We start from the raw sequence: 14,210 nt of genomic DNA on the forward strand, positions 1-14,210 counted from the left end.
GCTTAGTTTTGTTTAGGAGAGGCAGGAAGTTTAAAAATTTTATTCATAATTTTCCCTAAATGCCAAACAAGTATACCTGTTCCAATAAACGCAACTGCAAGTAAAAGATGTTTAATAGAGGCAATATGTTGCGTTTGTAAAGAGCTGATCTCAGTATTGGCAATATATCCCATCACAACATATCCAAGTAAAGCGGGAAGAGATGCCAAGGTACCTATCAAATATGAACGTAATGAAATAGAAGTTAACCCTAATGCATAGCTTGTTAATGCAAATGGCATAATGGGTGATATACGTAACAAGCACACTAATTTCCATCCCTCTAAATGCAGTAAATGGTCTAGTTTTTTCATTCTAACAGATCGCTTTAGCATTTTTTCAATATGTAATCTAAAAATTGAACGGCTGAGATAAAAAGAAATAAAAGCACCGATTAACGTTGCAACAGCGGATAAAATAAAACCTTTCCAAATACCATATAACATCCCTGAGCCAATAGCCGCGCTCGATGCGGGTAAAACTCCACAAAGTGCTATTACAATTTGGACAAATTCACTAAGAATAAGACCCTTAATTGAAGAAGTCTGTTGAATATTCTTATAAAATTCTATTAGATGATTAAAAGTGTCAGCATAATGGCTTATTATTATACCACCACCTATCATAACAAGAATGACCAAAAAGAAAGTTAATAAGCCAATTGTTTTTGTAAAGCTGTTTTTAGACATCAGTGTTTGTTTTTTTGTCGTTTGTTTAAAACTAATCCCAATTTACTTAGACGGTAATCAACTGAAGTTTTTAACACACCTAAACCATAAATCATGCTACGCTTAAAATTAATTGACGACGCTTCTTTAAAATACTTAGTCGGGCAAGAGATTTCGCCTATGCGAAAATCGTGATAAATTGCTTGGGCCATCATCTGGTTGTCAAAGATGAAATCATCGGAATATGTTTCTAGCGGAAGAGATTCTAATACTTCTTTTGTCCATCCTCTGTATCCAGTATGATATTCTGACAGTTTATAATTTAACAAAATATTTTGAACAAAGGTTAACCCTCTGTTGGCAATATATTTATAGAGCGGCATACCGCCAGCCAAAGCTCCTTTCCCCAGAATACGAGAGGCAATTACACCATCATAATGACCAGAAACTAACATACAAACCATGGCGCTTAATAGTTTTGGACTATATTGATAGTCGGGGTGTAGCATAATAATAATATCTGCACCTCTGTCCAAAGCAGCTTTGTAGCAAGTTTTTTGATTGGCGCCATATCCTTTATTGGTCTGGTGGATAATCGTATGGATATTCAGCTGATGGGCTATTTCAACGGTTTTGTCTTTACTGGCATCATCAGTTAGAATAATATCATCGACAATATCATGAGGAATTTCATCAAAAGTTTTTTGTAAAGTCAAGGCAGCATTATACGCAGGTAATATAACAGCAATTTTTTTGTTATTTATCATGATACATCATTCTTATTTATGATCTGTGTAATATTGTTTTACATAAGAATGTTATGGTTTAAAAGAACTTAAAAATAAGATTAAATATAGTTGTTTTATTTGGGTAACAGGTAAAAAATTAATTTTACATATAAAGTTATTCGATTATAGATAAATATGTATTTTCAATGACAAATATTCGATCTTCTTTATTGGACAAAGCGAATCTCGATGCAAAATAATAAAGCACAAATTAAAATTTGGACGAAACTACAGACAAAAACTGGAAAAAGATCTGTTTTTCCTATGGTTATTTTGGGGATATTTTCCAGTTTTATTGCAGTGGGATTGGCATGTTGTATTGCACAAATTCTAGGGATGCTATTAGTTCCCTCATTATCTCAATCGATTGGGTTTAGTCCATTCATGCTGTTAATCAGCTTTGTGATTTTATTTCTATTAAAAGGACTTATCGTTTATAGTGAAGATTTGATTGCAACAAAAATTGGATTAAAAGCACGACATCGATTACGTTCAGAGTTTGTCCAACATATCATGCAAATTGGACCTTCTATTTTATATCGCCAGTCAGGTGGCGGATTAGCGAGCTTAGTGGTCGACCAAGTAGAAGCATTGGACGGGTATTTTTCTCGATGGTTGCCTGCGTCTATTCTATGGTTTGTATCACCTTGTATTATTTTAGTTTGTATTTTCTTTGTGCAACCGTGGGCAGCATTAGTCATTGGTATTTGTGGGTTGATGGTTCCAATTGCTCAGGCAATTTTTGGAATTGGCGCTGCGGTTGCGGCTCGCCAACAATTTCTGGCAATGACCCGTTTGCAAGCACGATTTTTAGATCGTATCCAAGGGATCGCTACGATTGTCCTAGCAGGCAGGGCAGAGGACGAGGCAAAAAAAATTGCTGAATCAGCAAATGAATTACGAATAAGAACGATGAAAGTACTCCGTGTAGCATTTTTATCTTCAGCATCGATCGATTGTGCAATGATTATTGCTATTCTTTTAGTTGCGTTGATGGACGTGCAGCATTTTACCTCTGTTGGGGGTGAGCATACTATTCCCGTCGTGCATGCGTTATTTGCTTTGTTAATCATACCAGACTTTTTTGCGCCTTTGCGTAGCCTTGCCCTGGCTTATCAGGACAGAGCAAAATTAGCAGGTGCAGCAGCCTCAGTGGTTGAATTGCCAGAAGTTCCAAAAAAATCAGAATCTGATCATATTTTCAACGAGAACAATTCTATTCATATCACTTTTAATAAAGTTTCTTATGTTTGGGATGAGAAAAGAGGTAATGCTATTGAAAATATCAGTTTTGAAGTGGCTCCTAATAGTACAGCTATATTAATTGGTGCTTCGGGTGCTGGTAAATCAACGATTATCAGTATGTTGCTTGGGTTTATCAAACCGACATCAGGTCAAATCTTGTTTAATGGTATCGATCTTATAACAATTAAGCATGAATCTGTATCTGCATTAACTGCTTGGATCGGTCAAAAACCAGTAATATTTTCAGGAACAATCAGAGAAAATATTTTATTTGCCAAACCTAATGCAACAGAAGCGGAACTCAAAAAAGCAGTGCAAGGCGCAGCGATTGATCAATATTTGTCTGCTTTGCCGAATGGATTGGACACGATGATTGGTGAAGGAGGATACGGTCTTTCAGGAGGGCAAGCACAGCGAGTTGCCATCGCCAGAGCATATTTAAAAGATGCACCTTTATTGTTCCTTGATGAACCTACTGCGCATCTTGATCCCGTTACAGAACAGGATATATTTACGAGTTTGATCCAGCTCTCACAAAATAGAACTGTTATTCTTGCAACCCATTCTGCGTTGGGACAACGACTACAAGGCAAGCATATACAATTGGATCATGGGCGTATTATCGCTGAAACAGAGGTAGAGTAAGATGTCAGATATTCAAGATCCTTTGAGACAACAAGAAACGCCTAAAGCAGCATTTCAGCAGATTTTTATTGTTTGGAAGCCCCACATCGCTTCTTTAACCATTGGGATTATTTTCTCTTTAATCGCACTGGCTTTGGGGTTAACATTGATGAGTTCAGCGGGCGGTAAGATTGCTTTTGCAGCCATGGGAATGCTGGTGATTAGTTCAGTATTCTTAAAGTTATTAGGTGGTGGTCGCCTTCTAATGCGTTATGTCGAGCGTTTATACACACATAATGTCATGTTCAAAGCGATTGCTGATCTTAGAGTTTGGTTTTTTGCAAAACTATCCAAAGGGGCCGCAGCGGGATTAGGATTTCGTCACAGTGGTGATGTTTTATCGCGGTTAGTGTCGGATATTGAGACACTTGATGGACTATATTTGCGATTAATGCTGCCTTTTGCAGGTTCTATCCTCACGTTTCTAGTGCTTGCTTTCGTTATTGGTTCAGTCCATTTGCCACTGGCGTTTTGCATAGCGTTTCTATATATTTTGGCTGGATTTGTATGTCCGCTTGTTTCAGCTTTAATGACAAAAAAACATGGGCAGACTATTTTAAATTCCGTGGCTCAACTCAGAATAGGTGTTCTGGATTTTATTCAAGGGTTAAGAGAAATCAGAGCCTTTGGGGCGGAAGATCGGATTACTGCCTTACTTGATGCTCGTGAGAAAAAACTGTTTGAAAAACAATTTAAGCAAGCAAAGATCATTGCTTTGATGAGTTTCTTATCCTTTATATCCAGCCAAGTTGCAGTTTTGCTTATTTTAGCAGCTGCCTTAGATATAGGATTTCATGGGATAGGGGCTGCACATATTGTTGTATGTCTATTTTTAACAATCACTGCTTTTGAAGTCGTCGTTCCTTTAACTAAAGCAGGTGGATTGGCTGGTCAAATTATTAACGCAGCAACGCGAGTTGTTGGGGTGAATAAAGGACATGGTTACGATGTGCCTAAAGGTAGCGAAGAAGCGCCAGAACAAACAGACATTGAACTGAACGATATCGGATTTCAATGGAATAAAGATCGTCCTTTTGTTTATCGCCACCTAAATTTAAAAATTTCTCAGGGTGAAAGAGTAGCAATTATTGGTCCATCGGGTGCTGGAAAATCAACTTTGGCTGCATTACTTTTAAAAGTAATCGCTCCACAAGAAGGTAAAATTACCCTTGGTAGCAAAGATTTAGCTGTGTTAACCGAAGAATCTGTTCGCAAAAAAATTGCTTGGTTATCTCAAAATACTCATTTATTTGATGATACGATTCGGCAAAATTTGTTGTTGAGTTATCCTCAGGCCACAGATGACGAGTTATGGCAAGCATTATCAGAAGCTGCTGTTGCTGATGTTGTCAAAGCGATGCCAGATGGATTAGATACTTGGCTGGGTGAGGGTGGAATTAAAGTGTCTGGTGGACAAGGTCGTCGTATTGCGCTGGCAAGAACTTTACTATCCAAAGCACCGATTCTGTTGCTTGATGAGCCAACAACGGGATTGGATGCAGACACTGAAATGGAGTTTTTTAAAATACTTAATCAAATTTCAACTGATCGTACAATTATTTTAATTGCTCATCGTCTTACAGGCACAGAAAAGTTAGATAAAGTATGGCGTTTATCTGACAGTTGTTTGATTTGTGAAAATTAAAAATATTTTTATATTTTTTATGTTAAAATATGAGTATGTTACAAACTAAGTTTTTTAATATTGTGCTTTGAAGTTAAGGAAAATTCAATGCGTCGTTTTTTACCAATTGTATTTGGCTCTTTGATGTTGGCAGCTTGTTCACAAACACCAACCCTAACGCCGAATAATGACAGAACTTATGTTGTTTTCTTTCCCTTTGCATCCAGCGAATTGGATGATGCTGCGATGACGACCATCGACCAAGCTGTCAGATATGCAAAAAGCTTCCCAGATAAGCAAGTTTATGTTGAGGGATATGCAGCAGTTTATGGTGATTTGTCTTTGGACGAAATGATGGCAGCTCAGCGCACTCAGGCGGTTGCACAAGAAATCGTTGCCGAAGGTGTTGACAAATCTCGCGTACATGATGCACCTCAACAACCTGAAAATAGACGCAGTCAAGTTGCTGCACGTCGTGTAGAAATCGAAGTTAAATAATAGTTTTGATGAATGAAATATCCATCTTTATTGACTGATTACGATCCAACAAAGATGGATATGACTCCAGAAACAATTTTGAAACATGTTTTTGGATATGATAATTTCCGAGGGCTTCAGCAACAAGCCATCGACTGTGTGATGAACGGTCAAGATGTATTATTGTTAATGCCTACGGGTGGTGGCAAAAGCATTTGTTATCAAATACCGTCCTTATGTAGACTAGGCATGGGATTGGTTATTTCCCCTTTGATTGCTTTGATGGACGATCAAGTGGCTGCTTTAAGGCAGTTAGGGATTAATGCAGGCGCATTACATTCAGAGTTAGAGCCACAAGAAGCGGCATCAATTCGCCAAGATATGCTCAACGGGTCACTCGATTTATTATATATTTCGCCCGAACGATTACTTTCTGATGAAATGTTACGATTTCTTGATAGAATTCCATTATCTTTAATCGCCATTGATGAAGCCCATTGCGTATCCGTTTGGGGGCACGAATTTCGCCCAGAATATCGATTGATGACGAATTTGTCGTCTATGTTTCCAGGAGTGCCAAGGATTGCGCTAACCGCTACTGCGGATCCCATGACGAAAGAAGATATTATTGCTTCTCTGGGCATGCCTGAAGCGACCATATTACAAGCAAGCTTCCATCGAACGAATTTATTTATCAGAGCATTACCCAAAGATGGTGAAACCAAACAGCTACTAACGATTTTACAAAAGCATAAGGATGCTGCCTCTATTATTTACTGTGGCAGCAGAAATAAAGCAGAACGTGTCGCCAATATGTTAACCGACCGTGGATTTACGGGGCTTGCCTATCATGCTGGATTGTCGGCAATTGAGAAAAGAGCCGTTCTAATGCGTTTTCGTTCGGGAGAGCCTTTAGTTGTTGTAGCAACGGTTGCGTTTGGTATGGGGATTGATCGGCCCGATGTAAGATTAGTTGTGCATTTAGACATGCCAAAAGGTCCAGAACATTATTACCAACAAATTGGTAGAGCAGGAAGGGATGGTGATCCCGCTGAAACGGTATTGCTATATGGTGGTGAAGATATTGTTAAAGCAAGATACTGGTTGGAACAATCCAATAGCGATGAAGAACAAAAGAAAATTGCTCGATCTCGATTAAATACCATGATTGCTTTTGCTGAAACCACAGATTGTCGCACGCAGATTTTGTTACGTTGTTTTGGGGAAGAATTAAAAGAGCCATGTGGACATTGTGATAATTGCAAACAACCTGTTTCATTGATGAATGGCACAGTAGCTGCTCAAAAAGTATTATCGGCAGTATATCGAACGGGTCAACGATTTGGTGCCTTACATATTATTAATGTCTTAAGGGGCAAGAAAAGCAATAATATAGAAAATTACCAGCATGACCAGTTGCCTTTATTTGGTATTGGTAAAGATAAGCCTAATCAATTTTGGCGGGCGGTTATTCGACAATTAATGGCCAAAGATGCGTTAAGGCAAGGTGCTGAGCATTCAAATTTGTTTCTCAACCAAGATAAAGCACTTCCTTTGTTAAAAGGAAATGAACAATTATATTTGCGAGAAGATATCGTCCAATCAAGAGTTGAAAAATCAGCTTCTTATTCTCAACAAATTGATCTTACCGAAGCACAACAAAAGATATTTGACCAACTAAAAATATGGCGCTTATCCGAGGCGAGGGAACAAGAAGTTCCACCTTATATTATCTTTCATGATGCAGTTTTACGTGAAATTGCAATTACTTGCCCTGGAACTTTGGAAGAGTTAAAAATGATCAAAGGAATTGGGGACAGTAAAATTGATCGGTATGGCAAGGTTCTATTAGAATATACACTTTCTAAGTGATGTAATTTTGAAAAATGGGAGAATGAGCTCCCATTTTTTGATGATCTGAATGCTAGATATGAATAGCTCTTTGCATGGCTGATAAAATAGCTTCATGCATTGTTTCTGATAAAGTCGGGTGAGGAAAGATGACTTCGGCCAAACTTTCATCGGTTGCCTCTAATGTTTTCGCAATGGAAAATCCTTGAATAAGCTCAGTCACGTCATGCCCAACCATATGCACCCCTAAAATCTCACCTGTATCTTGATGGATAATTGTTTTTACAAAACCAACGGGGTCATTCATGGCCAGTGCTTTCCCATTGGCTTGAAAAGGAAAGTTTCCAATGCGGACAGGGTAACCTTTCTCTGTGGCTTGTTGTTGGGTTAATCCAATGCTAGCAACTTGAGGGTTGGTGAAAATACATCCTGGAATACGCGTGCGATCCAAAGGATGTACCCCATGCACTCCAGCTATTTTTTCCACACATAGAATGGCTTCATGGCTGGCTTTATGTGCTAAACAAGGCCCACCTGCGACATCACCGATGGCGTAAATACCGACAACATTTGTTTTACACCACTCATCCGTTTTAATGAATTTCTTATCGAATTCCACTCCTAATTCTTCTAATCCAAGTCCTTTTGAATTGGGCGTTACCCCAATGGCAGAAAGAACATGGTTCACGAGAATAGTTTGTATTCCTTGCGGTGTTTGAATTTCGCATTGGACTTTTCCATCAATGATAGAAGTTTTCTGTATGGCAGATTGCGTTAAGATGGTAATACCTTTTTGTTCAAATTGTTTTTGAACATATGCTGCAACTTCATGATCTTCTGTTGGCATGATTTGAGGGGCAATATCAATCAAGGTGACTTGAGAACCTAAATCATGATAAAGGCTCGCAAACTCGCTGCCAATTGCGCCAGAACCAACAACCAATAAAGATTCTGGTAAATGTTCAGTGATTAATGCTTCTTTGTAACTCCAAATATATTGCCCATCAATGGGTAACTGGGGCAAAGTAGTCGCTTTTGCACCTGTGGCGACGATAATATGTGGAGCAGAAAGAATTTGTATTTGTTCTTTATCATCCATCACTTCTAGTTTTTCTTTGGCAATCAATTTAGCGGTGCCTTTAAACAGAGTGATGTTATTTTTTTGTAATAGATGTCCAATGCCTGCCACTAATTGTTTTGAAACAGTACGGCTATGTTGCACCAACTTTTTGATATCAAATTGAACATTATCTATTTCAAACCCAAATATAGAAGCATGTTGGATTTTTTGTGCTAATTTTGCGCCACCAATCATGGCTTTGGTTGGGATACAGCCCCAATTTAGACAAATCCCTCCCAAATCCTTGGCTTCGATAATTGCGGTTTTCAATCCCAATTGAGCAGCACGAATGGCTCCAACATATCCACCTGGACCTGCTCCAATGACAATCAGATCAAATCGTGTTTCTTGCATGTTATACTCCTATGCTAAGAAAGCCATTGGATTTTCAACGAATTCTTTCAAACTTGCTAAGAATTTCGCACCTGTTGCCCCATCAATGACTCGATGATCGCAGGACATGCTTAAAGTTACCATAGGGCGAATGGTAATGACATCATCCCTGACAACAGCCCGTTTTTCCACAGTTCCCAGGGCTAAGATGGCTCCTTGAGGTGGATTGATAATGGCTTCAAACTGTTTAATGCCAAACATACCCAAATTGGAAATACAGAAACTACCCCCTTGGAATTCGTCAGGGGATAATTTGCCCGTTTTTGCACGCGTTGCCAAATCGCGCATTGTCGTTGATATATCTGATAATGCTCTTTTGTTCGCAGCTTTAACAATAGGGGTAATTAATCCGTTGGGAATAGCAACAGCAACAGATATATCGGCTTGATCGAATTGTAATATTTGTTGATTCTCAACGTCATATTGCACATTAACCTCAGGTACTGCGATTAATGCACTGGCAATCGCTTTTAGGAACATGTCATTAATTGAAATTTTGACACTGGGTAGCTTACTATTTATATCCGTACGAAGTTCCTGTAATGCACTGACATCAACATCTATTGTCAGATAGAAATGAGGAATTTCCGATTTTGCAGCCTGAAGTCGTTCAGCAATTGTTTTACGCATACCGTCCATTGGTATAGCGGTAAAGTCAAGTTTTGTGGGTTCAGGTTGTGTGGCAGCTGGTAATGAAGGAGAGGAAACAGGATGATTACGATAATAAACAGCCTCAACATCTTCTTTGCAGACACGACCACGGCTGCCTGAAGCCCTGCAATCATTAAGATTAATATTCCATTCTTCTGCCATACGCCTTGCTAGTGGCGTTGCTAGAATATGACTATCATCAGCGGTGGACTTAGCAGGCGTTTTAGCAGGTTGATTTTTAACATCAGGCCATTGACCGCCTGCGGCAATGACTGCTTTTTGAATATCGTTGATGCTGACCCGTTGCTGAGGGCCTGATCCATGGATTTTATCAAGATTAACATTGTGTTTTTGCGCCATGTTTATTGCATGAGGTGTAGCAAAGAGATTGCTATTTTCTTGATACCCTTGTAAATCCGAAGGGATTAAAAAATTATCATTTACTATCGGTTTAGTTGACGTTGGCGTGTCCAACTTGGATGTGGTTACAGTCGGTGTCGATGGTGATTTTGTTTGTTGAGGTTCGGTTGCTTTGGCTTCAGTTTTTTGTTCTTGAGGTTCACTCCCTTTGTTGGAAGATAAGGATTGAATAAATTGCTCAATTTTCTGATCTGAAACGGATGTGTCTGCACAAACGCCAATAATCGCACCAACCTCTAATACCGATCCATTTTTTCCTATGATACGTCTTAATGTACCATCAAATGGCGCTTCCAAAGAATTTGCAATTTTAGTGGTTTCTATAACGCAAATTTCTTGCCCTTTTTTAAAGGAATCACCCTCTTTGATGGTCCATTGGGTAATTTTTCCCTCTTGCATCGACAGCCCCCATTTGGGGACTTCTAAGGTTTGAATATTACTCATATTATACCTCCAAAACTTTACGAACAGCAATTTCTATACGTTCAGCGCTGGGCAACCATGCTTGCTCTAGAACATTTGAGAATGGAACTGGTGTATGAGGTGGGGTTACTAGTTCAATCGGCGCTTTTAATGAATAAAATCCTTTTTGTGCAATCAGGGCGGCGACGTCATGTGCAAATCCACAGCGTGCAGCAGATTCATCAACAATGACAACTCGACCTGTAGAAGCCACAGATTCTAAAATACCTTCTTCATCTAGTGGGGAAATAGTGCGCGGATCAACAACTTCGACAGAAATTCCTTCATTAGCAAGTTTATCAGCGACTTCATTGGCACGATGAACCATTAAGCTCAGGGCGATGATGGTAACATCGGTACCTTGTCGCGTATAATTTGCGACACCAAAAGGAATAGTATAATCATCATCGGGAACTTCACCTGTAATATCATAAAGTAATTTATGTTCACAAAATACGACAGGATCATCATCCCTGATCGATTGAGTCAGTAAACCTTTGGCATCATAAGGACTGGAAGGAACCACGACCTTTAACCCAGGGGTAGAGGCAAAAATATGATAAGGAGATTGCGAATGTTGTGCTGCCGCTGAAAATCCTGCACCAATCATACCCCGTACAACCATTGGAGCTTTGGCTTTTCCGCCAAACATATATCGAAATTTAGCGGCTTGATTATATAACATATCATAACAAACCCCATAAAAATCCATAAACATCAAATCTGCAATTGGCCGTAATCCTGTTGCTGCGGCACCAGCGGTCATCCCAATAATGGCTGATTCAGTAATCGGGGTGTCAATAACACGTTCCGAGCCAAATTCAGTCCATAACCCTTTGGTAACGCCTAATACGCCGCCAAAACCTTCAAGTTTATTTTCTTCTGTATTTTTGGCTCCATGCCCACCACGGACGTCCTCACCAATAACCACGACGGTTGGATCACGACGCATTTCAAATTCAATGGCTTCTTTAATCGCATTTCTATAGCTTTTTTTTGACATGACATCTTCTCCTTAATAAGAAACATAAACATCAGTATATAATTGAGACACTTCAGGATTTTTTGCTGCACGGGCTTTTTTTACAGCATCATCGACTAACGCTTTTGAGTCTTTATCAATTTGATCGAGTTTTTCGTCACTGACTTGTCCTTTGACTTTTTGTCGGAAGATTTTCAAAGGATCTTTATGTTCTCGGATATATTCAATTTCTTCTTTGGATCTGACCAGACCAGGGTCTCCCTCAAAGTGACTATAAAAGCGATTAGTTGTCGCTTCGATAACGCTGGGACCTTTTCCTTCGCGTGCACGTTCAATGGCTTTATGTGCAGCTTCATAAACCGCAAAAAAGTCTGTACCATCCACTTTTTCAGCAGGCATTCCAAATCCAGCGGCACGTCCAGCAATATCTTTGCTGCCAACGGCATAATCACATCCTGTGCCTTCGCCAAATCCATTATTTTCAAAGATGAATATTACAGGTAATTGTAAAACAACAGCCATGTTCATGGCTTCGAAAGTCAGACCATGGCTTGATCCGCCATCCCCTGTAAAAGATAATCCAATGCCACCTGTTTTTAACGTTTTGGCGGTCAGTGCAGCACCGATTGCAAGTGGAGGTCCACCCCCAACAATCCCATTCGCGCCCAGCATCCCTTTATCTAAATCGGCGATATGCATAGAGCCACCTTTACCACGGCATAGACCTTCGTCTTTACCAAAAATCTCAGCCATCATGGCGTGTATATCGCATCCTTTGGCAATACAATGACCATGACCACGATGGGTAGAAGTTATATAATCTTTATCTGTTAAATTTTCACATACACCAACAGCAACAGCTTCTTCACCACTATATAAATGGATAAAGCCAGAAATATCCCCTGTGGTGTTTTCATCATGAAGGCGCTCTTCAAATTCACGAATATCGCGCATATGTTTATAAGCATCAAGCAATTGATTTTCTGTTAATTTCATGATGTTACCTCCTTAATATATATTGGTGATAACTTAATCATACATGAATATTATTTATCTTTTAGAACAATAAATTCAATTTATTGTTACGATATCTGGAGTTTGTAGAGATATAGGTTTGTTTGTGAAAATTGTGTAGACTTGTGTTTGCTTGAGTTTCCATTGGATAGTAGAAGTCAGTTTAAGTTATAAATTGTGGAGAGAGAAGATAAACGGAATAGTTGCCTATGAAGTTCATTTAATAATATTAAAAAAAGTCCCTATTAATGGGACTTTTTTTGTGACGCTCGATATTTAGGTTACTGAAGTAACATTTTACAAATTATAAGATTAGGGACAATGATTGCCACCTGTAACACCAAAGACTTCGGCTGTTACGTAACTGGACTCTTGAGAGGCTAAGAAAACGTATAGGCTGGATAATTCTACAGGTTGACCAGCTCTACCAAGTGGTGTGTCTGTGCCGAACTCTGGAAGGTCTTCTTGGAGCTGCCCTCCACAAACTTGTAAAGGTGTCCAAATGGGTCCAGGGGCTACAATATTTACTCGAATACCTTTAGGTGCTAATTCTTTGGCTAGGGCCTTACTGAAGGTTGTAATAGCTCCTTTAGTTGATGCATAATCTATCAAAATAGCACTTGGTTGGTATCCTTGGATGGAGGAAGTCGTGATAATGCTGGCCCCTTTAGGAAGATAGGATAGCGCTGCTTTTATTGTCCAAAATAAAGAAAATACGTTAATTTCATAAGTTTTACGCATTTGCTCTGTTGATATGTTCAAGATACCATCTGTGGCTTGTTGTTTACCAGCGACTAAGGCAAGAATATCCAATCCGCCAAGCTTTTGGTAGGCCTCATCAACCATTTGTTTATTGAACCCTTCGTCACTTAGATCTCCAGGTATTAAGACAGCATTCCGACCTTCAGACTTAATAATATTGGCTACTTCCTCTGCATCACTTTGTTCGGCAGGTAAATAGTTAATGGCGACATCTGCTCCTTCTCTTGCATAGGCAATAGCAGCGGCTCTTCCAATACCTGAATCTCCTCCGGTAACTAAAGCCTTACGTCCAGCTAATTTATTACTTCCTTTATAGCTTGTTTCACCACAGTCAGGTATTGGCTGCATTTTGGATTGTATCGCTGGGGCTGGTTGTGATTGTTTGGAAAATTTGTCATGATAGAACTCAGTCGTTGGATCTTGCATTTTGTAGATATCTTGTTGTGACATGGTCTATATACCTATTAATATATGAATGGATAATACTTAATTAACATTTATGAACGCTTGCAATTTAATCAAGGAATAGTGTTGATATCATTAAGTAATATGTCGAAAATATATTTTAATCATATCTTGGATTATTTGTATATCATTATAATAATAATTATCATTATTTAATGAAATTTGACGGTAGATGTAGGAATAACTACTTTTACTACTAATGAACTTAGAAAATATTTATAGACAAAATAAAGAAATTTGTAAGTTTTAAAAACTGATTATGGCGCAATTTACTTTTTGGACGGAGATGGATTATCAAATAAGTGCGTAAAAATTAAGAGTGAATATATAGGATAAACGTAACCAGTTAAAAAAGCATGCACTCTATGTTCAAGATAGTCAAGATATGATCATGACGATTATGTTTAACTTTATCCCAACCAGCAATGAAGTGGCGACTATATTAAACGCAGGGATTTTATTTAAATCGGCAGACGTAGATTTTGAAGTAAAAATAATAACAATATTTTAATATTAATTTTTTTTATAAGTATTATTAAATAATGTTACATTTTTAATAAATAAA

General features: G+C 38.6%; 11 protein-coding genes. 4 read left to right on the forward strand and 7 right to left on the reverse strand.

Annotated features, from left to right (window positions below):
- Positions 1 to 2: 2 nt before the first annotated feature.
- Positions 3 to 728 (reverse strand): TVP38/TMEM64 family protein, encoded by a 726-nt coding sequence (locus tag PQG54_RS07975; protein ID WP_271788610.1) that lies wholly within the window; start codon positions 726 to 728, stop codon positions 3 to 5.
- On the reverse strand, positions 728 to 1,474 hold the full coding sequence (locus PQG54_RS07980) for a glycosyltransferase family 2 protein (protein WP_271788611.1): 747 nt from the start codon (positions 1,472 to 1,474) through the stop codon (positions 728 to 730). Before PQG54_RS07980 ends, PQG54_RS07975 begins: the two co-directional genes overlap by 1 nt.
- A gap of 210 nt (positions 1,475 to 1,684) precedes the next feature.
- Here PQG54_RS07980 and cydD point away from each other — a divergent pair, with 210 nt between their 5' ends.
- The 4 genes from cydD to recQ all read left to right on the forward strand — a co-directional run bounded on the left by cydD (position 1,685) and on the right by recQ (position 7,397).
- On the forward strand, positions 1,685 to 3,385 hold the full coding sequence (gene cydD, locus PQG54_RS07985; RefSeq protein WP_271788612.1) for a thiol reductant ABC exporter subunit CydD: 1,701 nt from the start codon (positions 1,685 to 1,687) through the stop codon (positions 3,383 to 3,385).
- 1 nt (position 3,386) lies between these two features.
- Positions 3,387 to 5,069 (forward strand): thiol reductant ABC exporter subunit CydC, encoded by a 1,683-nt coding sequence (gene cydC, locus PQG54_RS07990; protein ID WP_271788613.1) that lies wholly within the window; start codon positions 3,387 to 3,389, stop codon positions 5,067 to 5,069.
- An 87-nt stretch (positions 5,070 to 5,156) separates the two neighbouring features.
- Positions 5,157 to 5,546, forward strand: coding sequence for an OmpA family protein (locus PQG54_RS07995; RefSeq protein ID WP_271788614.1), 390 nt, complete (start codon positions 5,157 to 5,159; stop codon positions 5,544 to 5,546).
- Positions 5,547 to 5,558: 12 nt separating this feature from the next.
- Positions 5,559 to 7,397: a DNA helicase RecQ gene (recQ, locus tag PQG54_RS08000; protein WP_271788615.1), complete on the forward strand. Its 1,839-nt coding sequence runs from the start codon at positions 5,559 to 5,561 to the stop codon at positions 7,395 to 7,397.
- Positions 7,398 to 7,449: 52 nt separating this feature from the next.
- On the opposite strand, the gene lpdA is transcribed toward recQ, so the two are convergent.
- From lpdA to PQG54_RS08025, 5 genes are all read right to left on the reverse strand, one after another.
- Entirely contained in the window at positions 7,450 to 8,850 is a 1,401-nt protein-coding gene (lpdA, locus tag PQG54_RS08005) for a dihydrolipoyl dehydrogenase (protein ID WP_271788616.1), read from the reverse strand.
- Positions 8,851 to 8,859: 9 nt separating this feature from the next.
- Positions 8,860 to 10,404 carry a 2-oxo acid dehydrogenase subunit E2 gene (locus PQG54_RS08010; RefSeq protein ID WP_271788617.1) on the reverse strand — a complete coding sequence of 515 codons (1,545 nt, stop codon included), beginning with the start codon at positions 10,402 to 10,404 and terminating at the stop codon, positions 8,860 to 8,862.
- 1 nt (position 10,405) lies between these two features.
- Positions 10,406 to 11,425 carry an alpha-ketoacid dehydrogenase subunit beta gene (locus PQG54_RS08015; protein WP_271788618.1) on the reverse strand — a complete coding sequence of 340 codons (1,020 nt, stop codon included), beginning with the start codon at positions 11,423 to 11,425 and terminating at the stop codon, positions 10,406 to 10,408.
- 12 nt (positions 11,426 to 11,437) lie between these two features.
- Positions 11,438 to 12,400 carry a thiamine pyrophosphate-dependent dehydrogenase E1 component subunit alpha gene (locus PQG54_RS08020; RefSeq protein ID WP_271788619.1) on the reverse strand — a complete coding sequence of 321 codons (963 nt, stop codon included), beginning with the start codon at positions 12,398 to 12,400 and terminating at the stop codon, positions 11,438 to 11,440.
- Positions 12,401 to 12,730: 330 nt separating this feature from the next.
- Positions 12,731 to 13,630, reverse strand: a complete 900-nt coding sequence (locus PQG54_RS08025; protein WP_271788620.1) for an SDR family oxidoreductase — start codon at positions 13,628 to 13,630, stop codon at positions 12,731 to 12,733.
- Positions 13,631 to 14,210: the final 580 nt, after the last annotated feature.

This window comes from Commensalibacter communis (assembly GCF_947179015.1).
GTDB lineage: Bacteria > Pseudomonadota > Alphaproteobacteria > Acetobacterales > Acetobacteraceae > Commensalibacter > Commensalibacter communis.